Source organism: Comamonas sp. MYb21 (genome assembly GCF_037479395.1).
Classification (GTDB): domain Bacteria; phylum Pseudomonadota; class Gammaproteobacteria; order Burkholderiales; family Burkholderiaceae_C; genus Comamonas.
Genome location: NZ_JBBGZC010000014.1, coordinates 28,341 through 47,489 on the forward strand (window position 1 = coordinate 28,341; position 19,149 = coordinate 47,489).

Here is a 19,149-nt window from a genome sequence, read left to right on the forward strand (position 1 = left end):
GCGCCCCGGCTGCCTGTTTACTGGGCGCTGGCCTTCCAGCTGCCGTCTGCTTGCTTGCAGAACCAGAACTGCCACTCCTCCTTGAGCTTGCCGTTGGGGCGGCTCGCTTCCACATTCAGCAGGCGGCAGGTATCGGCCTTCTGGGTCTGGCTGGTTTGCAGCGGCGTCAGCGCCATCTGCACCTGGCGGTGGCGCGGGCCGTGGCTGCTGGCCCACTGCGTGGTGCTCTTGTCAGCGGCATTGTTCAGCACATCGCCCACGGCCTTGCGCAGCGCGGGCACATCCTTGGCGGGCACGCTGGCGGTGATGGTCTGGTTGAGAAACGACAGGGGCGCGGCAGACGCGGCCAAGGCCAGGCTACCCAGGACGGTGGCCAGCACCAGGGCGGGCAGTTGGCGTGCAGCAGGCTTTTTCATGGTGTCATATCCTCTCATTGAATTGTTCGGTGCGATCAGCAGCGAAGCTTCAGGCCTGCCATGCGGGCTGGCCCTGCGCGCTTCACCTGGACTCGCGTTATCAGCGAGTTGATCATATTCCATATAGTCTGATCCACCCACCCTATGAAAATGACGATGACGTTCAGCAACGCCACCCAGCCCCCAGCAGGACCCCGCCATGCCCCGCGAAAACATCAATGACTTGTTGGCCTTTGTCGCGGTCGCGCGGGAAGGCAGCTTCACCAAGGCCGCTACGCAACTGGGCGTATCGCAGTCGGCGCTCAGCCACACCATCCGGGGCCTGGAGGCCCGCATGGGTGTGCGCCTGCTCAGCCGCACCACGCGCAGCGTCTCGCCCACCGAGGCGGGGGCCTATCTGCTGGCCCGCATTGGTCCGGGCTTTGACGAGATTGAATCGGGCGTCGCCGCGCTCAGCGATTTTAGGGACACGCCGCGCGGCCATGTCCGCATCACCACGGCCGAGCATGCGGCCAACACCGTGCTCTGGCCCAAGCTGGCGCCGGTGATGCAGCGCTACCCGGATGTGTCCATCGAGATCAATGTGGACTATGGACTGGGCGATATCGTCGCGCAGCGTTTTGACATGGGCATACGCCTGGGTGACCAGGTCGCCAAGGACATGATTGCGGTGCGCATCGGGCCCGACTGGCGCATGGCGATTGTGGCCACGCCCGACTATCTGGCGCGCATGCCCGCGCCCCAGACACCGCAGGATCTGGCCGCCCACCAGTGCATCACGATGCGCCTGCCCACCCATGGCGGGCTGATGGCCTGGGAGCTGGAGAAAGATGGCGCTGCGGTGCAGGTGCGCGTGCAAGGGCAATGGGTGTTCAACGGCAGCCGCGCCATGCTGCGTGCCGCGCTGGCCGGATACGGCCTGACCTATGTGCCCGAAGACATGGCCGCGCCCCATATCGCGCAAGGCGAGCTGCTGCGGGTGCTGGACGACTGGTGCCAGCCCTTTAGCGGCTACCACCTGTACTACCCGCACCGGCGCGGCATGTCGCCCGCGATGCGCGTGGTGGTGGATGCATTGCGCCACAGCGAGGTGGCCACCGTAGCCGATCTGCCCGCCGTGTTGCGAACTACGCACATGTAAAAAATTCGATGCAAATGATAATCATTTTTATATAGAATGGCGTTTTACAGGCGCCAGCAATAACAACACCATGCCACCAGGGCCTCCTGCACCACCCCTCATAAGGGTTCCGCAGCAGACCCCTCAGCCTGCATCATCCGCATGCAGCCCAGGTCAGTAGCCAGCAGTCTTTTCTTTCCCCCCTTGCTTTAACTGGCTGGACCCTATGGCTTCTCGCACCTCTTCCCAGGCGCAGCGTATCTCTGCGCGCGCCACTTCCACTCTCCAACCCCGATACCTGGCCGCCGCTGTGGCCGCGCTGGTGTCTGCCGGCGCCCTGGCGCAGCAGGCTGCGCCGGATCAGCCAATGCAACTGGCGCAACTGGGGCAAGCAGAATCGACCATGCCGCAGGTCACGGTGCTAGGCAAGGCCGAGAAGGCCCCCGGCACGGTGACCGTGATCTCCGGCGAGGAGCTGGAAAAAGCCAACAGCATGGCGGACATCTCGCGCTACCAGCCCCTGGTGTCGGCCCCCGGCACCGCATCGGGCACCAGCCGCAACCGCAGCAGCTTTGACCGCTCGGGCACCACGGGCTACAACATTCGCGGTATCGAAGGCAACCGCATCGGCATGGATGTGGACGGCATTGAAATGCCCGATGCCAGCACCCGCCCCTACGTCAGCCGCGCCGGCAACAACACCTTTGGCATTGGCCGCGACTTTATCGACCCCGAGATGTTCTCCTCGGTCGGCATCCAGTCGGGCACCACCACGGCCCGGCGTGCAGCCGGCGGCATTGGCGGCGCCGTCAGCTTCAAGACCAAGTCGGCCAGCGACTTCTTGCGCAATGGCAACACCAGCTACTTCGGTGGCAAGCTCGGCTTTGATTCCGCCGACCACTCCTGGAACGAAAGCATCACTGCAGCGGGCAAATCGGGCAGCCTCGATGGCCTGATCGCCTTCTCGCGCCGTGATGGCAAGGAGACGCAGAACAACAGCGCCCTGGGCATCAAGGCATCGCCGGAAGACTGGCATTCCAACGCGTTGCTGATGAAGGGCGGCCTGCAGATCGATGCCGAGAACCGCCTGGAGCTGTCTGCCGACCTGTACCGACGCAGCAACCAGAACCAGTTCTATGGCTGGAGCACCGACAACAGCGCCATCACGCAAAACAATATGCAGGACAGTGACACCAGCCGCAACACGCTGCAGCTGTCGCACCTGTGGACGCCCAGCAGCGCCTTTGTCGATCAGCTGGACACGCGCCTGTTCTTCCAGAACACCGATACGGAAGACGTGACCGACACCACCACCTTGGCGAGCGGCGCCACCACGCGCAACCTGTCGCAAAACAAGACCAAGGCCTGGGGCCTCTCGACCACCGGCGACAAGCGCATCGACCGCCACCGCATCAGCTTTGGCTTCAACGCACAGACGCAGAGCCAGGAGCGCCCCTGGAACGTGGCCGGCTACATGAAGCCGCAGCCCGACACCGACACCACGCGCCTGGGCGCCTTCATCCAGGATGACATTGGTTTTGACGTGGGCGGCAAGCGCCTGGGCGTGATCCCGGCGCTGCGCGTGGACCGGGTCAAGGTCGAACCCAAGCACCTGGGCGATTTTGCCGAAGGCGCTTTGACCGAAGACGCGGCCTCCAAGCTGTACAGCAACCTCAGCAGCACCATCTGGAGCCCGAGCCTGGGCCTGACCTATGAGCTGACGCCCAAGTTCATGGCCTATGGCCAGTACAAGCGCAGTGGCCGTGCACCGACCGCTGGCGAAGTGTTCGGCTCCTGGAACATGGACCAGAACTACGCGGGCTCCGCCCAGTACGCGCTGATCGGCAACAGCAACCTCAAGCAAGAGACCAGCAACGCCTTTGAGATCGGCGTCAAGGGATCGCCCGCCGACGGCGTGCTGTTCAATGCATCGACCTTCTACACGCGCTACAAGGATTTCATCGGCTACACCCGCTACACCCGCGCCAGCGCGCCGGACAAGTTCAGCAATGTGCCGGCCCACATCGGCACCATCTACCAGGCCGAGAACCGCGACGAGGCGACGATCTATGGCCTAGAGATGAGCGCCCGCCTGGACCATGGCCAATGGGCACCCGCCGTCAAGGGCCTGTACTCGACCTGGGCGCTGGGCCTGGCCCATGGCACCTCCAAATCCAACTACGCGGGTGACAAGGATGTGCCGCTGGATACCATCCAGCCACGCAAGGCCGTCATCGGCGTGGGCTATGACGCGCCCATGCGCGCCTGGGGCGTCAACATGACCGGCACCTTTGTCGCCGGCAAGCAGGCCCAGGCCACCAACCGCGAGAGCTATACCAATGCCGGCACCGACATTGCCGACTCCAGCATCGAGCAGTTCCGCGTGCCCGGCTATGCGCTGTTCGATCTGTCGGGCTACTGGCAGATCAACAAGAACGCGCGCCTGAATGTCGGCATCTACAACCTGACGGACAAGCGCTACTGGGATTACGCCAGCAGCCGCAGCCTGCAGCCCTCCGTCGCCAAGGACCAGCGCGACATCCAGCTGCTGACCAACCCGGGCCGCACCTACGCCGTGTCGTTGAACGTCAATTTCTAAGCTTTTCTCCCACCACGAAAGGACCCCAGCATGAACCGCTTTTCCGCCGCCATGACCGCCGTTGCAGCCGCCGCGCTGCTCAGCGCCTGCGCCAGCAACAACGGCAACGACAGCAAGACCGCAGCGCCCGCCGCTGCCGCCAAGACCGAAGCCAAGGGCCCGGCCACCCCCGTGGGCGGCCACGGCCACAATGCCTTCATGGGCGGCTATGACGCCAACCGCGACGGCGTCGTCACCCGGGACGAATACGACACGCTGCGCAAGGAGCGCTTTGTCGCCGCCGACACCAACAAGGATGGCTGGCTGAGCGAGGACGAATACGTGGCCGAGTTTGAAGGCCGCCTCAAGGCCCAGTACGCCGCCGCAGGCAAGAAGCCCGACCAGCAGTACGAAGGCAGCATCAAGCAGGCCCATGTGCGCTTCCACATCCTCGATACCAACAAGGATGGCAAGCTGAGCATCGAAGAGGAAATCGATATCGCCAACAAGACCTTCAAGAACGCCGACCGCAACGGCGACGGCGTGGTCAATGCAGCCGATATGGCAGGCCAGTAAGCCATGCAAGCGCGCCATCTGTTTGCTGCGCTTGCCGCGACGTTCAGTCTGAACGCCGCCCAGGCCCACATGCCCTTTCTGCTGCCCAGCGTGTTTGATGTGCAGCCCAAGTCCACCCTCAGTGTGGATGCGGGCTTTGCAGAAAAACTGTTCCTGTCCGAAGTCCAATTTGGCGCTACGCCATTCAGCATCACCACGCCCTCGGGCACCACGCTGCCCTTTGGCGAGGTGCACCAGTTCAAGACCCGCACAGTGGCGGAGCAAAAACTGCCCGACGAGAAAGGTACCTACCGCCTCTCCAGCGGCCCGCGCCTGGGTGCGATCTTTCGCAGCTGGGAGGTGAATGGCAAAACCACCGTCGTGCGCGACCCCAAGGCCGTCATGCCCGAAGGTGGCGTGATGAAGGTGCATTACCAGTCGCTGTCGGTTTCCGAGGCCTACGTCACCGCCGGTGCGCCCACCCCCATCAAGCCTTACGGCAAGGGGCTGGAGATCGTGCCCAGCACGCACCCGAGCGACGTGTTCGCCACAGAGAAGTTCAACTTTGTGGTGCACTTTGATGGCAAGCCACTGGCAGACCAGAAGGTCAGCATCTACCGCTCAGCGATGGATCTGCAGGGCCAGAACAGCGTGGATGAGCTCAGCACCGACGCGCAAGGCGACATCAGCTGGACCCCGAGCAAGCCAGGCATCTACATGGCCCTGGTGCGCCACCGTGCCCCGGCTCCCGAAGGCGCGGCAGCGCCGACCTATGGCTACAACTACACGCTGACCTTCCGGGTACTGGCGCAGTAGTGTTGCTCAGGGCTGCGGCACTCGCAGCGCTTGCTCCGTGTCGAGCAAGCTCCCCGCGAGACCACGGCCCGCCTTCCATCACCCATCACCAGCTCGCATCCGCCCTCCCCGGCGGGCGCTGCGGCGCGAACACCTCGACCAGGTGGTCCACCAGGGCCTTGGTCTTGGCGGGAAGATGGGCCCCGCCATGGAACTGCAGATAGATATCGGCCGGTGGCAGCCGCCATTGCGGCAACACCGGCTGGAGCTGGCCCGCGCGCACGAGCGGGCCGACCTCCCACTCCGAGCGCATCAAGATGCCATGCCCCGCCATCGCCCAGGCCGTGGCCGACTCCCCATCGTTGGCACTCAGCGGCCCCCTCACCTTCACCGTTTCTGTCTGCGCGCCATTGCGCAGATGCCAGGTGCCAAACGCCTCGTCGCCCTCGCGGATGAAAAGGCAGGCGTGGCGCGTCAGTTCCTGGGGCGATGATGGCGCGCCCATTGCTTGCAGATAGCGCGGCGAGGCACAAAGCACACGGCGGTTGCGTGCCAGCACCCGGGCCGTCCAGCGGGAATCCGGCATATCGCCCATGCGGACCACCAGGTCAAAACGGTCCTCCAGCAGGTCGGCAGGCCGGTCGCTCAGCTGCAGCTGCAGCTCCACCTCTGGAAAGCGCTGTGCGAATGTTCCCAGCGCTGGCGCAATATGCCGGCGCCCAAAGCCAAAGGTGGCATTGACCCGCAACAGGCCCTGCGGCACGGCGGCGGCTCCGCCAATGGCGCGCTCCAGCGAACCAAGCTCGGAGAGCAGACGCGCACCTTCGACCAGGTAGCGCTCGCCCTCAGGCGTCAGGCTCATGCGGCGGGTGGTTCTTTGCATCATCCGGGCACCCAGCCGGGCTTCGAGTGCTGCAAGACGCTTGCTGACGGCGGGACCCGTGACACCCAGCTGCTGGGCCGCGCTGCGCATGCTGCCCTCTTTGCTGAGCAGCGCAAAAAAGGCGATGTCAGAAAATCCATCCATTCGTAACTCCAGCGACCGAAAGTCGTGCTCTGCCGCGCATTGTATATTTCCGCCTCAGCTGTGAGACTCGGAGCCATCGCGTACACAGAGCACCCCCCATGCACCGAACCCTTTACCGCAAGCTGGTCGACACCCATACCGTCACCCAGCTCGACGCGCAGAACGTCTTGCTGTTCTGCGACCTGCACTTGATGAACGAGTACACCAGCCCCCAGGCCTTTGCCGGCCTGGACGCGCAAGGGCGCAGTGTGCCGATGCCCGGCCAGAACATGGCCGTCGTCAGCCACGTGATTCCGACCGACCCGGGCGCCATCCGGGTCATCCGCGATGCCGCACCCGCGCTGCAGGCCAGCAAGCTGCGCAAGAACTGCGACCAGCACGGCATCCCCTTGTTCGACACCCAGGATGCGCTGCAAGGCATCGAGCATGTGGTGGCGCCTGAGCATGGCATGGTCCGCCCCGGCATGGTGGTCATTTGCGGCGATTCGCACACGACCACCTATGGTGCGCTGGGCGCACTGGGCTTTGGCATCGGCACCTCGGAAGTCGAGCATGTGCTGGCCACGCAGACCTTGGTGTACCGGCTCGCCAAGGACATGCGCATCCAGGTCGATGGCGTGCTGCCGTTGGGCACCAGCGCCAAGGACCTGATCCTGATGGTCATCGGCCATATCGGCGCCCAAGGCGCCCGGGGCCATGTGATCGAGTTCTGCGGCACGGCATTTGACGCCATGTCGATCGAAGCCCGCTTTACCGTGTGCAACATGGCCGTCGAGGCAGGCGCCCGTGGCGCCTTGATTGCGCCCGATCAAAAGGCCGCAGACTACGTGCTGGCGCGCTCCGCAGACCTGAACGGCCCCATCCAGCAGGCCGCCCTGCAGCACTGGGCCAGCTTGCGCAGCGATGAAGGCGCGGTGTTCGATGTGGAGCACCGTTTTGACGCCAGCGATGTGCCCCCGCATGTGACCTGGGGCACCAGCCCGGACCAGGTCGCGCCCATTGGCGGTGCGGTGCCTGATCCCGAGACACAGGCCGCAGGCCCCCTGCGCCGCAGTACCGAGCAGGCACTGCGCTACACCGGGCTCGCCGCAGGCACCCCGCTCGAAGGCATCGCCATCCAGCATGTGTTTATCGGCTCCTGCACCAACGCCCGCATGGAGGACCTGCGGGCCGTGGCCGAGGTGGTGCGCGGGCGCCAGGTGGCCCAAGGGGTCCGTGCCATGGTGGTGCCGGGCTCCGGCGCGGTCAAGCAGCAGGCAGAAGCAGAAGGCATTGCCAGCCTGCTACTGGAGGCTGGCTTTGAATGGCGCGAGCCGGGCTGCTCCATGTGCCTGGCGATGAACGGCGACATCCTGGCAGACGGGGTGCGCTGCGCCTCCACCACCAACCGCAACTTCGAAGGGCGCCAGGGACGCGGCGCCATCACCCACCTGATGAGCCCTGCGATGGCAGCCGCCGCCGCCGTCACCGGCACCATTACCGACGTTCGCCGTCTGGAGACCCGCCATGCGTGAGCCACATATCCTGAGCGGCAAGATGGCCGCTTTGGCTATCGAGAACCTGGACACCGACCAGATCATGCCCAAGCAGTTTCTGCACGGCATCGACAAGGCCGGGCTGGACAAGGGCCTGCTGTATGACCTGCGTTTTGATGCCGCAGGCCACCAGCGCCCAGGCTTTGTGCTGAACCAGCCCGAGCGCGCCGATGTGGAAATCCTGGTGGCCGGCGCCAATTTTGGCTGCGGCTCCAGCCGAGAGCATGCCGTCTGGGGGCTGCAGCAGTACGGCATACAGGCCATCATCGCGCCCAGCTTTGGAGAAATCTTCTACTCCAATGCGATGAACAACCAGCTGCTGCTGGTCATGCTGCCTGAGACAGACATCGCCCAGCTCATGGCCGATGCAGGCAGCCTGGAGACCTCACAGGTCCATATCGACCTGCAGACCCTCCGGGTCAAAAGCCCGAGCGTGGACGCGCGTTTTAGCCTGTCGGAGCGCCACCACCGCATGCAGCTCGAGCGCAGAGACCTGATCGGCATGTCACTGACGTACCAGACAGAGATCACACATTTTGCGCAACGCCACTGGGCGGCCTATCCTTGGCTCAAAGACGTGGCCCTGCGCACCCGCCAACAATTGGGCGCGACGCCACGCGCACAGCCACCGGCCAGCCTTGGAGGAAAAGCCTGATGTTCCAGCGCTTTGACACCCGCGATATAGCCGTCAACGGCACCGTGATTCGTTGCCGCGTCGGGGGCAGCGGCCCCGCGCTGCTGCTGCTGCACGGCCACCCGCAGAGCCATGTGATGTGGCACCGCGTGGCCCCGGCGCTGGCCGAAACATTCAGCGTCGTCTGCGCCGACCTGCGCGGTTATGGCGACTCGGCCCGCCCCGGGGCCAGCCCGCACAATGCCGCCTACAGCAAGCGCACGATGGCCCAGGACATGGCCGATCTGATGACCAGCCTGGGCTTTGCGCAGTTCCGCCTTGCCGCCCATGACCGGGGCGCCCGTGTGGCCCACCGGCTGCTGCTGGACCACCCGGGCCGGGTGACGCGCGCCATGCTGCTCGATATTGCGCCAACCTTGGCCATGTACGAGCAAACCACGGAAGCCTTCGCCAAGGCCTACTGGCACTGGTTCTTTCTGATCCAGCCCGCACCGCTGCCAGAGCGGCTGATTGACGCCGACCCCGCCGCCTATATTCGCGATGTCATGGGACGCCGCCATGCCGGCCTGGCCGCCTTCGCGCCCGAGGCGCTGCAAGAGTACCTGCGCTGCATTGCCATCCCGGGCACCGCCACCGCCATCTGCGAGGACTACCGCGCATCCGCCGGCATCGACCTGGAGCACGATCGCGCCGATAGGGACAAGGGGCACAAGGTGCTGACCCCGCTGCGTGTGCTATGGGGCGAGGAAGGCGCCGTGGGGCGCTGCTTTCCGGTGCTGGACCTGTGGCGCGAGGCCGCCACTGACGTCAGCGGCAAAGCGCTCGACTGCGGCCACTACATTGCCGAAGAGCAGCCGGCACAGTTGCTGGAGGAGATGCGGGAGTTTTTTGCCATCTGATGGGCAGGATGGCGGTGGTCGTTGCGAGGCCCGCTGAGGGTATCAGCGGGCTTTCTTGGGTTTGGCTGGAGCGTTGGTGCCACCAATAGCCTCACCAACAATCGTCGTGTGGCAGACGCTTAAGAAAGATCCAGCCCAGCCTCTCTGAGCCGAGCACGTAGATCATCGACTCCCACAAAGTGGATGGCATTGAGCCCCACACGCCTGGCCGCTTCCACATTACGCAGGCTGTCATCAATGAAGAGGGTGGATCTGGGGCTCAAACCGAATCGTTGGATGGTGAGCTCAAAAATCTCGGCTTGAGGCTTTACCAGTCCCTCGAGACCCGAGACAACGATGCCCTCGAACCAGTTGAGAAAGTCAAACCGCGCTTGCGCGATAGGAAAGGTTTCGGTAGACCAGTTGGTCAGTGCCAGCAAGCGCAGATGGCGCTGCCCAAGCTCCCTCAAAATGTCCACCACATCGTTGTTCGCACCAGGCATCATTTCCTCCCATCGATCGTAGAAGGCACGAATGTTCGCCTCCTGGGACGGATGCCTTTCAATAGCTTCTGCAATGGCTTCACTCCATGGCCTGCCTTGGTCCTGACGTTCGTTCCAATCAGGACTGCACACTTCTGCCAAGAACGCTTCCATACCTGCAACGTCCAGGCCAAAAATCTTTCGGTACAAATGTCTCGGGTCCCATTGGATCAGCACATTGCCGAGGTCAAAAATCACGGTATCTATCAGCGGTCCGTTCATGCAATCGCTCAAAGTAGTAGAACCGCTGCACCTTACACCAAACGATGGATCTTGTTGCCGCTTGCGTAGGTCTTGGTAGCTGCTGATCAACGCATTGCGGCTCAGCAGATAACTGCGCTTGATCACAATCCACCCTCGTAGAGCCCCCATTCATGAGCCCCGCTCATGGCGGCATGCGCCCCAAAGGGCTCAATCAAAAGCCGTTCCATCTCTAGCATGCAAGCCATGGATCACCCGGCCGCGCCAGCGGCCCTTCCCTGGAGTTGATATGCAGATAAACGGCTATACAGCCCACACCCCAGGCACGTCTGTGCCCACCCGAATCCCTGACAGAAGCCAGCACTGGGCCCCACAGGAGGCCGTATGAGCAAACACCTGATTGCAGCAGGCGCCTCCATGCTGATCAGCAGCAGCATCGCGCAGGCCCAGGGCATTCATATCAGCCCGGCCGGCACACCGGCCACGATGATCGGCGCGGCGCAGAACTTCAGCGGCCATGTGGCCGTTGACATCAAGGCCGCGGGCGACAGCGCGCAGCAGGGCAGCGTGGGCATGGTCGACTTTGCGCCGGGCGCCCGCACCGCCTGGCACACCCACCCTGTCGGGCAGCTGCTGGTGGTCACCGATGGAAAAGGCTGGATACAGCAGGACGGCCAGCCCCGGCAGAACATCCAGGCCGGTGATGTCGTCTGGATCGATGCCGATGTGCGCCACTGGCATGGGGCCGCCACCACCACCGGTATGCGCCATATGGCAGTGACCTATCTCAAGAACGGCAAGAACGCCGACTGGAAGGAGCTTGTCAGCGATGCGCAATACAACCCCCGCTAAATACCTGCAGCAGCTGCTGTGCGCCACCGGGCTAGTGGTAATGGCGGGTGACTCTGCGGCACAAAGCACGGCCACCCGCCCGGCTGCCGCGAGCGCACAGGCCTGCACGGCCAACGGCAAAGCCCAAGCCCCCTCGCAGCTGCTGAGCGCCCAGCAGCATGCCATCCTGCCGATCGCAGCATTTGCGGCCGCAGGCGACATGGAGCGGCTGACGCCCAGCCTGCAGGCCGGGCTGGAGGCCGGCCTGACTATCAGCGATATTCGCGAAGTGCTGGTGCAGCTATACGCCTATGCCGGCTTTCCGCGCAGCCTCAATGCGCTGAACGCCTTTATGCAGCTGCTGCAGCAGCGCGAAAAAAGCGGCATGGTCGATGCACCCGGCTGCCCACCCAGCCGCGCCATTGCGCAAGGCGATGCGCTGCGCGCGGCCGGCCGCGCCAACCAGACCCAGTTGGCGGGGGCGCCCGTGCAAGGGCCCTTGTTTGACTTTGCGCCTGCCATTGGCGAGTACCTGCAGTCGCACCTGTTTGGCGCCATCTTTGAGCGCGACAACCTCGACTGGCACAGCCGCGAGCTGGCCACCGTCGGCATGCTGTCGGCGCTGCCGGGGGCCGAGGCGCAGCTGCAATCGCATATGCGCATCAGCCTGAATGCCGGGCTGAGCGCCGCCCAGCTGCAGCAGGCGGTGGAGCTGCTGGACAGCCGCGTGGGCAGCGCCAACGGCCAGCGCGCTAGCACGGCCCTTGCCAACACCCTGGCCGCGTTGGCCGGCCAGAAGCGTTAAAGCGCTAGCCTTTGCTGGGCTCGCCCTGCACCTGGCCCCAGCCGCCGCCCAGCGCCTTGTACAAGGCCACGCTGGCGCGCAGGCGCTCCTGGTGCAGCTGCACCGCCAGGTCCTGCGCCTGGTACAGCGAGCGCTGCGTGTCGAGCAGTACCAGCTGGGTTTCGGCGCCCGCGCGGTAGCGGGCCTCGGCCAGCGCCAGCGCCTTGCGGGCCTGGCGCAGTTCTTCCTCTTGCGCCAGCGCCTGCTGCTGCACACCGGCCACGGCGTTCAATGCGGTCTGCACATCGCTGAAGGCCTGGACGATGCTCTGGCGGTAGGCCAGCAGCAGCTCCTCGCGTTGGGCGATCACCAGGTCGCGGTTGGCGGCCAGGCGGCCGGCGTCAAAGATGGGTGCAGCCAGGCCGGCTGCCAGCGAGTACAGCGGGTTGTCCAGCACACGGTGCAGTTGCCGGCCTTGCGCGCCCAGCTCGGCGGTCAAGCTCAGCCGGGGCAGCATGGCGGCACGTGCGGCCTCCAGGTCGGCATCGGCCGCCTGCAAGCGGGCCTCGGCGCGGGCAATGTCGGGCCGGCGGGTGACCAGCTCGATGGGCTCGCCCTGGTCGATGCGGGGCACCTGCAAGGCCAGCACACTGCTTTGGCTGAAGGCAGGGCCTTGCGCCTGGCCCAGCAGCAAGGCCAGGCTGCGCTGGGCATCGGCCTGCTGCTGCTCCAGCGCCGCCAGCGCCCGGCGCTGCGCCGCCACCAGGCCGCGCTGCTGCGCCAGTTCCAGCGATGTGGCCGCGCCAAAACTGGCCTTGGATTCAACCAGCGCCAGCAGGCGCTCGGCGGTTTGCAGATTGCGCTGGGCAATCTCACCACGCTCACGCAGGCCCACATTCAGCAGCCAGGCATCTGCGACTGCGGCGGTAACCGACAGCCGCACCGTGTCGTGGTCAAAACTGCTGGCGCGCAGCGCAGCGCCTGCCGCATCGCGCTGCGACTGCAGGCGGCCCCAGAGGTCGAGCTCATAGCTGGCAGCCAGGCCGACGGACAGGTTGCGACCCGTCGTCTCGGCGTGGCCCCCCAGCCGGCCTTGGTGCCCGGCCTGTGCAGTGGCATTGACCGTGGGCAAGAGCTCGGCCCCGGCATAGCGGGCGCTGGCCTGTGCCTGCTGCACCCTGGCCATGGCGGCGGCCACATCCAGGCTGTGCTGCTGGGCATCGGCCACCAGCGCATCCAGCTCCGCGCTGCCAAAGCTGCGCCACCAGCCCTGGCTGACGGCATCGCCTTGGGCAGCGTCACTGCGCTGCCACTGGGCCGGCACATCCAGGGCTTGCAACTGCGACTGCTGCACCTGATGCACCTGCGTGGGCGCCGACACACAGCCGGCCAGCACCAGGGCCGCTGCCAGCGCGCTGGCGATTGGGAAGATCTGCATACTCACTCTCCTGCCAGGGCCCGTACCGGGTCCAGGCGCGCGGCCGTCTTGGCCGGCATATAACCAAACACCAGGCCGGTGACCACCGCGCAGGCAAAGGCACCAGCCATGGCCCGGATGGAAAACACCACCGGCACACCGGCCAGCACCAGCACAGCGCCTACCAAGGCGCCCACCACCAGGCCCACGGTGCCGCCCGACAGGGTCACCAGGCTGGCCTCGGTCAAGAACTGGCGCAGGATATCGCTCTGGCGTGCGCCCACCGCCATGCGGATACCGATCTCCCGCGTGCGCTCGCGCACCGTCATCAGCATCACATTCATCACGCCAATGCCGCCCACCACCAGCGACACCGCCGCAATCAGCCCCAGCATCACCGCCATGCTCTGGCGCGTGGCCGCCTCGGCCTGGATGCGCGCGGCGGCATTGCCAATGCCAAAGTCCTCGCGGCCGCCGTGCCGCGCCAGCAGCACGCGGTGGATGGCCGCCTCGGCCTCGTTGACCACCTCGGAGGACATGGCCTCGACCACCACATAGTCCGGCTGGGTCTGCGCCTGGTAGACGCGCGCCCGGCCCGATTGGTAGGGGATAAAGACCATGTCGTCATAGTCCTGCGCGCCCGAATCGGCCCCGCGCTCGCTCATCACGCCAATCACCTCGAAGGCCGAGGTACCGATGATCAGCTGCCGCCCCAGCGGGTTGGGCGTGTCAGGGAAGAAGTGCTTGTGCGCCTTGTGGCCCAGCACCACCAGCGGCGCCAGATCGCGGTCCTCGGTGTCCGTGTAATAGCGGCCCAGCTTGGGCTTCCAGTGGTGCACCAGCGGCATCTCTTGGCTGGCAGCAAACACATAGACCTGCTTGTCCGCATTGCCATAGCGCACGGTGACCGGGTCGCCAATCACCGGCATCACGCGCCGTATCTCGGGCAGCTCGCGCAAGGCGGCCAGGTCTTCCTCTGTTATCTGGCCGGCCGGCCCACCGGTGGCCGGCGGCTTGCTGCCCATGTAGAGAATCGCCGTGCCCATGGTGCCCATCTGCTCGACCACCTTGCGCCGCGCGCCTTCGCCAATGGCCAGCATCACGATCACCGAGACCACGCCGATCACTATGCCCAACAAGGTCAGGCTGGTGCGCACCCGGTTCATGCGCATGCCCCTCCAGGCCGAGCGCGCGGCCTCCAGCAGCTCGGCCACCAGCGGCGCAGCCGAGGCACTGCCGCCCTGGGGCACCGGCGCCAGCTGCATGCGGGTGCTGTCGCTGGCTACTGTGCTTGCGGTGGTGCTTGCGGTGGTGCTTGGCGTGGTGCTTGTGTCGGCGCTTGCGGTAGCGCTGGCAGCGGCAGGCACCGCATCAGCCTGGCTGCCACTGTCACCCACAATACGCCCATCGCTGATCTCGATGACCCTCTGCGCCTGCGCCGCCACATCGCGGTCGTGCGTGATCAGGATGATGGTGTGGCCAGCAGCGGCCAGCTCGCGCAGCAGCGCCATCACCTCGGCGCCGCTGTGCGAATCGAGCGCGCCGGTAGGTTCGTCGGCCAGGATGATGTGGCCGCCATTCATCAGCGCGCGCGCAATCGACACGCGCTGCTGCTGCCCGCCCGAGAGCTGGTTGGGCCGGTTACCCAGGCGCTCACCCAGGCCCAGGCGCTGCAGCAGGCCCTGGGCGCGCTGCACCCGCTCTTCCTTGGGCAGGCCGGAGTATATGGCCGGTATCTCCACGTTCTCACTGGCGCTTTCGCTGGCAATCAGGTGGTAGCCCTGGAAGACAAAGCCAAAGGCCTCGCGCCGCAGCCAGGCCAGCGCGTCCGAGTCGAACTGCGCCACATCCTGGCCCTGGAAGTGGTAGCTGCCGCCGCTGGGCCGGTCCAGGCAGCCCAGGATGTTCATCAACGTGGACTTGCCCGAGCCCGAGCTGCCCACGATGGCGACAAACTCGCCCGCGTCGATCTCCAGGTCAATGCCATGCAGCACCGTCACCAGTGGCTGACCGCTGGCAGGGTCGCCATAGTGTTTGCGAATGCCGCGCAGTGCGATCAGTGGCTGCTGGGGGTCAACCGCCTCGCTCACCATTGCAGCCACCTGGGGCCACGCTCGAGCGGGGTCTCGCCGATGACGACCTTCTCGCCTTCGGCCAGGCCCTCGAGCACCTCCACCTGGTGGCGGCTGCGTATGCCCAGCTTCACGCTGCGCGTCTGGGGCTGGCCGTTGGCATCCAGCACCCGGGCCACATGGGCGCCTTCGCGGGCCTTGTCTTCTTCCACCGCCGTCAGCGCCACGGCCAGCGCCTGGCTGGCACTGGCGCTGACAAACACCACCTGCGCCGTCATCTGCGGCATCAGCTCGGCGTCCTCATTGCCCACATCAAACAGCACGGTATAGGCCACGGCCTTGGTGGCGGGTGCCGGCGTTTGCGCATTGCCGGCCGGCTGGGCCTGGCTGGCAGCGGGCGCGGGCAGCACCTGGCGCACCTGGCCCTTCCAGCGCCGGGGCTTGGTCTGGCCGGCGCCCCCCAGGGTGGTGAAGTAGACCGGCATGCCCTCTTTGACACGGCGCACATCGGCCTCGGACACCTCGGTCCAGACCGTCATCGCCGACAGATCGGCAATGCGCAGGATATTGGGCGTCTGGTAGGTCGCGTTCAGCGTCTGGCCTTCGCGTGCCTCGACCGACACCACGGTGCCCGCCATCGGTGCATAGATGCGGGTGTAGCCCAGGCGCGCCTCGTCGGCCTTGAGCGATGCCTGGGTCTGGCTGATCTGGGCCTTGAGGTGATCCATGCGCGCCACGGCCATCGCCAGGTTGGCCTGCGCCGTCTGCAGGTCTTCCTCGCGCGTGGCCTCGTGCGCGCTCAGCTGCTGCTGGCGCTGCAGCTGCTGGCCCGCCAGCCGGTGCTGGGCCTGCTGCTCGGCCAGTTGGGCACGCAGGCCCGCCAGGGATGCACGGCCCGCATCCACCGTCGCCCGCTGCACGCTGGGGTCAATCTCCACCAGCAGATCGCCCTTGGCCACCTCGGCACCGGGCTGCACACGCAGCTTCAGGATCTGGCCCGATACCTGCGCGCCCACATCCACATAGCTGCGCGGCTGCAAGGTGCCAATCGCCGTCACCGTGGCCTCGATATCCTGGCGCGCCACCGGCTCGCTCTGGTAGGCCATGGCCGGGCGGCCCGACCACCACAGCAGCGCCCCGGCCACCACCGCCGCAGCGGCGACCACGGTCACTCCCACACGCGAGACCTTCATGAGATGTCTCCCTCAGCCACGCCCAGCCACTGCTTCTGCACACCCGTCATTGCTTCCCCCACCATAGCTCCCTCACGTATTCATCAGCAAGCCATCAGGCCCACCGCCACATCAAACCCAACAAGGCCAGCGGCGCCAGCGCAGCCGCTGCACGCGCTGCCCAGCGCGGCGCAGCCGCAATCCACAGCACGGCGACCAGCGCCCCGGCCGATATCCAACCCAGCCAGGCGACCACCCCCACGGTGGCACCCCAGCCGCCCACGCTGGGCAGCACGGCGGCCGCCAGCAGCAAGCTGCCCAGCAGGCGCAGCAGCTGGCTGCGCCGCCTTGGTATCTCTCGCTCGCCCGTCAACTGCTCATGGTGGCGTTCCATCGCAAAGGCCAGGGCCGTCATGCCGGCAAAGGCTAGCGCCAATGCATACGCGGATGCTTGCCAACTGTTCATGCGCCCACCTGTACCTTGTTAGCGGTTGAAGATGCCGCCTTGCCCGCCACCAGCGCGCGGCGCCGCCACAGCACCCGGCAGGCCCAGACGGCGGCCAGGCCAAAGGCCCAGGCGCCCAGCTCCACGCCGGCACTTTCCCAATCGCCGCGCAGCAGCTGCGCGGGCCAGTGGTCGCCCACGGTCAGGGCATTGAGCACCGGCAGCAGCAGGCACAGCACAGCGAGCAGCGCCATCTGCTCGAGCCAGGCCTTGGCCGGGGCGCGCAGCAGGCCATGCAGCAGCGCGGCCAACCACAGGCCAAAGAACACACCCAGCTCCCACTGCGCGCGCTGCGGCAGCTCCAGCGGCAGCAGGCGGTTGGCCCAGAGGTAGCCAATGCAGGCCACGCCCAAGCCGGCAATGGCCGCCACATTCAGCCCCTCGATCAAGCGGTAGACGGCGGCCGTGGCACTGCCAAACTCGCCCATGTGCTTGCTGCGGCGCTTGACGACAAACAGGATGGCGCCGGTGGCCATCATCGCGGTGCCTGCCAGGCCGCAGACAAAGTACAGCCACTTCATCACCCAGCCGCCAAACTTGACCATGTGCAGCCCGCCCATCACCGACTGGGTGAGCGATGCGCCACCGCCTTCGGCCTCACCAGGCATGCGCAGTTGCAGCAGCTCGCCGCTCGCAGCCGAGAACATGGCCATGCCGGTATTGGGGCTCAGGCGCTTGTCGGCATCGGCATCGCTGTTCCAGCCGTAGATGCCAACGCGCGCAGCTGCATCGCCAGGGTGGTTCACCACCACGGCACGCACCGGCTGGCCGATCAGCGCCTGGCCGCGTGCGGCAAAGCTTTCCAGATCGGGCACCGCCATGGCCTCGCCCGAGCGCGGCGGCTTGCCCGGCTCGCCCAGCTCGGCCGCAAAGGTCTGGACGGCGCCGGGCGCCGTGCCGTACTGGCTCCAGATGCCAGCGGGCATAAAGGTCAGGGCCGATATCGCAATGCCGGTGTAGGCAATCATCAGCTGAAACGGCAGGGTCAACACCGCCACGGCGTTGTGCGCATCCAGCCAGCTGCGCTGGCCCTTGCGGGCGCGGAAGGTGAAAAAGTCCTGAAAGATCCGCTTGTGCGTAATCACGCCGCTGATCAGCGCCACCAGCATGGCCATGCCGGTAACACCGACCACCCACAGCCCGGCCTGGCCGGCATGCAGCTCGTAGTGGAAATGCACAAAATGCTCGCCACCCATCGTGGCCCGCATCGCGCCATGGTGGTGCTCGTCCAAAGGCTCGCCCGTGCGGGTGTCCAGCTCGGCATCGGCGTACTGGCGCTGCTGGTCAAACCAGTAGACCTTCAGGTCGCCGCCGCCCTTGGCATCGGTCGGCCAGATCTCCCACATCTCGGCGCCCTGGTGGTGCTTTTCCATAAAGGCCGCGCCCCAGGCCAGGCGCTGGCCCCGGCTGGAGGCCTGGCCGGCGGCCTCGGCAGCGGCCTGCTCGGCCTCATGCGCCGCTTCTTCGGCATGGTGCTCGGGCGTCATCCAGTGGCCAATGGCCTCCTGGAACACCGCCAGGGTGCCGGTCAGGAACACCGCATACAGCAGCCAGGAGAACCACAGCCCGCACCAGGTATGCAGCCAGGCCTGCGCCTGCCGAAACCCGCCCCGCCCTGCGCCGCTGCCCGGCCGCTTGTCGATCACGGTCTTGCCCATGTCAGCGCCCCAGCACCAAGGCGCCCGCTGCCAGCAGCGCGCTGGGCAGTGCAATCCCCAGCCAGACCTTGCCCGGCGAGACCGGCGAGAACGCCCACACCGCCGCCAGCGCATGCAGCGCAAAGCTCCACTGCATGCCGGCCAGCACGGCCTCGGCGCGGGCAGCGGGCAGCACGGCTGCCAAAAAGACGGCCAAGGCGCTCGCCAGCAGGTAGCCGCCGAACACGGCAGCCAGCAAACGGCTCAGGACGGACAGGCCCGGGTGGGCGCTGGGGGCGTTAGGAATGGGGTTCATGGATAGGGGCATCGTGGTGGTTGCGGGATAAACAATTTTTTAAGTCGCCAATGGGCCTTTTCAGGCCCCTCCTCTTACATGACAAACGAGATGCAAAAAAGGGCCAGCTGGTTTGTAAGCACCTGTCGGGAGCG

At 65.9% G+C, this 19,149-nt stretch carries 18 protein-coding genes; 9 read left to right on the plus strand and 9 right to left on the minus strand.

The window, feature by feature from the left end; genetic code table 11:
* Positions 1-17: 17 nt before the first annotated feature.
* Entirely contained in the window at positions 18-416 is a 399-nt protein-coding gene (locus WH367_RS19970) for a hypothetical protein (protein ID WP_339537407.1), read from the minus strand.
* Between the two features lie 199 nt (positions 417-615).
* Between WH367_RS19970 and WH367_RS19975 the strand changes: the two genes are divergently transcribed.
* The 4 genes from WH367_RS19975 to WH367_RS19990 all read left to right on the plus strand — a co-directional run bounded on the left by WH367_RS19975 (position 616) and on the right by WH367_RS19990 (position 5,485).
* Positions 616-1,557, plus strand: coding sequence for a LysR family transcriptional regulator (locus WH367_RS19975; RefSeq protein WP_339537408.1), 942 nt, complete (start codon positions 616-618; stop codon positions 1,555-1,557).
* Positions 1,558-1,762: 205 nt separating this feature from the next.
* On the plus strand, positions 1,763-4,135 hold the full coding sequence (locus WH367_RS19980; protein ID WP_339537409.1) for a TonB-dependent hemoglobin/transferrin/lactoferrin family receptor: 2,373 nt from the start codon (positions 1,763-1,765) through the stop codon (positions 4,133-4,135).
* 30 nt (positions 4,136-4,165) lie between these two features.
* Positions 4,166-4,690: an EF-hand domain-containing protein gene (locus WH367_RS19985; protein ID WP_339537410.1), complete on the plus strand. Its 525-nt coding sequence runs from the start codon at positions 4,166-4,168 to the stop codon at positions 4,688-4,690.
* Positions 4,691-4,693: 3 nt separating this feature from the next.
* Positions 4,694-5,485, plus strand: a complete 792-nt coding sequence (locus WH367_RS19990; RefSeq protein WP_339537411.1) for a DUF4198 domain-containing protein — start codon at positions 4,694-4,696, stop codon at positions 5,483-5,485.
* An 85-nt stretch (positions 5,486-5,570) separates the two neighbouring features.
* Here WH367_RS19990 and WH367_RS19995 read toward each other — a convergent pair whose 3' ends face one another.
* Positions 5,571-6,491, minus strand: a complete 921-nt coding sequence (locus WH367_RS19995; RefSeq protein ID WP_339537412.1) for a LysR family transcriptional regulator — start codon at positions 6,489-6,491, stop codon at positions 5,571-5,573.
* Positions 6,492-6,589: 98 nt separating this feature from the next.
* Between WH367_RS19995 and leuC the strand changes: the two genes are divergently transcribed.
* From leuC to WH367_RS20010, 3 genes are read left to right on the plus strand one after another with little or no spacing between them, the layout of a single operon-like run.
* Positions 6,590-8,005: a 3-isopropylmalate dehydratase large subunit gene (leuC, locus tag WH367_RS20000; protein ID WP_339537413.1), complete on the plus strand. Its 1,416-nt coding sequence runs from the start codon at positions 6,590-6,592 to the stop codon at positions 8,003-8,005.
* A complete protein-coding gene (leuD, locus tag WH367_RS20005; protein ID WP_339537414.1) occupies positions 7,998-8,681 on the plus strand; it encodes a 3-isopropylmalate dehydratase small subunit in 684 nt (227 codons plus the stop codon). The genes leuC and leuD overlap by 8 nt, the downstream gene beginning before the upstream one ends.
* Positions 8,681-9,559, plus strand: a complete 879-nt coding sequence (locus tag WH367_RS20010; protein WP_339520662.1) for an alpha/beta fold hydrolase — start codon at positions 8,681-8,683, stop codon at positions 9,557-9,559. The genes leuD and WH367_RS20010 overlap by 1 nt, the downstream gene beginning before the upstream one ends.
* 119 nt (positions 9,560-9,678) lie before the next feature.
* On the opposite strand, the gene WH367_RS20015 is transcribed toward WH367_RS20010, so the two are convergent.
* Entirely contained in the window at positions 9,679-10,302 is a 624-nt protein-coding gene (locus WH367_RS20015) for an HAD family hydrolase (protein WP_339537415.1), read from the minus strand.
* A gap of 363 nt (positions 10,303-10,665) precedes the next feature.
* On the opposite strand from WH367_RS20015, the gene WH367_RS20020 reads away from it, so the two are divergent.
* On the plus strand, positions 10,666-11,133 hold the full coding sequence (locus WH367_RS20020) for a (R)-mandelonitrile lyase (protein ID WP_339537416.1): 468 nt from the start codon (positions 10,666-10,668) through the stop codon (positions 11,131-11,133).
* A complete protein-coding gene (locus WH367_RS20025) occupies positions 11,111-11,917 on the plus strand; it encodes a carboxymuconolactone decarboxylase family protein (RefSeq protein WP_339537418.1) in 807 nt (268 codons plus the stop codon). Before WH367_RS20020 ends, WH367_RS20025 begins: the two co-directional genes overlap by 23 nt.
* Before the next feature lie 4 nt (positions 11,918-11,921).
* Here the strand turns inward: WH367_RS20025 and WH367_RS20030 are convergent, their stop codons facing one another.
* The 6 genes from WH367_RS20030 to WH367_RS20055 form a co-directional block, all read right to left on the minus strand.
* Complete coding sequence (locus WH367_RS20030) at positions 11,922-13,334, minus strand: efflux transporter outer membrane subunit (RefSeq protein WP_339537420.1); 1,413 nt, start codon at positions 13,332-13,334, stop codon at positions 11,922-11,924.
* 2 nt (positions 13,335-13,336) lie between these two features.
* Entirely contained in the window at positions 13,337-15,403 is a 2,067-nt protein-coding gene (locus tag WH367_RS20035) for an ABC transporter permease (protein WP_445228136.1), read from the minus strand.
* Positions 15,400-16,578 carry an efflux RND transporter periplasmic adaptor subunit gene (locus tag WH367_RS20040; RefSeq protein WP_339537422.1) on the minus strand — a complete coding sequence of 393 codons (1,179 nt, stop codon included), beginning with the start codon at positions 16,576-16,578 and terminating at the stop codon, positions 15,400-15,402. Before WH367_RS20040 ends, WH367_RS20035 begins: the two co-directional genes overlap by 4 nt.
* Positions 16,579-16,672: 94 nt before the next feature.
* Positions 16,673-17,023, minus strand: a complete 351-nt coding sequence (locus tag WH367_RS20045) for a DUF3325 domain-containing protein (RefSeq protein ID WP_312987750.1) — start codon at positions 17,021-17,023, stop codon at positions 16,673-16,675.
* Entirely contained in the window at positions 17,020-18,720 is a 1,701-nt protein-coding gene (locus WH367_RS20050; protein WP_339537424.1) for a PepSY-associated TM helix domain-containing protein, read from the minus strand. The genes WH367_RS20045 and WH367_RS20050 overlap by 4 nt, the downstream gene beginning before the upstream one ends.
* 1 nt (position 18,721) lies before the next feature.
* Positions 18,722-19,015 (minus strand): DUF3649 domain-containing protein, encoded by a 294-nt coding sequence (locus WH367_RS20055; protein ID WP_239811237.1) that lies wholly within the window; start codon positions 19,013-19,015, stop codon positions 18,722-18,724.
* Positions 19,016-19,149: the final 134 nt, after the last annotated feature.

Excerpts from the sequence above, each read along its gene's own strand:
- WH367_RS20050 (WP_339537424.1), bottom strand. The coding sequence starts at position 18,720 with ATGGGCAAGACCGTGATCGACAAGCGGCCGGGCAGCGGCGCAGGGCGG.
- WH367_RS19995 (WP_339537412.1), bottom strand. The coding sequence starts at position 6,491 with ATGGATGGATTTTCTGACATCGCCTTTTTTGCGCTGCTCAGCAAAGAG.
- WH367_RS20030 (WP_339537420.1), bottom strand. The coding sequence starts at position 13,334 with ATGCAGATCTTCCCAATCGCCAGCGCGCTGGCAGCGGCCCTGGTGCTG.
- WH367_RS20040 (WP_339537422.1), bottom strand. The coding sequence starts at position 16,578 with ATGAAGGTCTCGCGTGTGGGAGTGACCGTGGTCGCCGCTGCGGCGGTG.
- WH367_RS19975 (WP_339537408.1), top strand. The coding sequence starts at position 616 with ATGCCCCGCGAAAACATCAATGACTTGTTGGCCTTTGTCGCGGTCGCG.
- WH367_RS20055 (WP_239811237.1), bottom strand. The coding sequence starts at position 19,015 with ATGAACCCCATTCCTAACGCCCCCAGCGCCCACCCGGGCCTGTCCGTC.
- WH367_RS20020 (WP_339537416.1), top strand. The coding sequence starts at position 10,666 with ATGAGCAAACACCTGATTGCAGCAGGCGCCTCCATGCTGATCAGCAGC.
- WH367_RS19980 (WP_339537409.1), top strand. The coding sequence starts at position 1,763 with ATGGCTTCTCGCACCTCTTCCCAGGCGCAGCGTATCTCTGCGCGCGCC.
- leuD (WP_339537414.1), top strand. The coding sequence starts at position 7,998 with ATGCGTGAGCCACATATCCTGAGCGGCAAGATGGCCGCTTTGGCTATC.
- WH367_RS20010 (WP_339520662.1), top strand. The coding sequence starts at position 8,681 with ATGTTCCAGCGCTTTGACACCCGCGATATAGCCGTCAACGGCACCGTG.
- WH367_RS20025 (WP_339537418.1), top strand. The coding sequence starts at position 11,111 with ATGCGCAATACAACCCCCGCTAAATACCTGCAGCAGCTGCTGTGCGCC.
- WH367_RS19990 (WP_339537411.1), top strand. The coding sequence starts at position 4,694 with ATGCAAGCGCGCCATCTGTTTGCTGCGCTTGCCGCGACGTTCAGTCTG.
- WH367_RS19985 (WP_339537410.1), top strand. The coding sequence starts at position 4,166 with ATGAACCGCTTTTCCGCCGCCATGACCGCCGTTGCAGCCGCCGCGCTG.
- WH367_RS20045 (WP_312987750.1), bottom strand. The coding sequence starts at position 17,023 with ATGAACAGTTGGCAAGCATCCGCGTATGCATTGGCGCTAGCCTTTGCC.
- WH367_RS19970 (WP_339537407.1), bottom strand. The coding sequence starts at position 416 with ATGAAAAAGCCTGCTGCACGCCAACTGCCCGCCCTGGTGCTGGCCACC.
- leuC (WP_339537413.1), top strand. The coding sequence starts at position 6,590 with ATGCACCGAACCCTTTACCGCAAGCTGGTCGACACCCATACCGTCACC.
- WH367_RS20015 (WP_339537415.1), bottom strand. The coding sequence starts at position 10,302 with ATGAACGGACCGCTGATAGATACCGTGATTTTTGACCTCGGCAATGTG.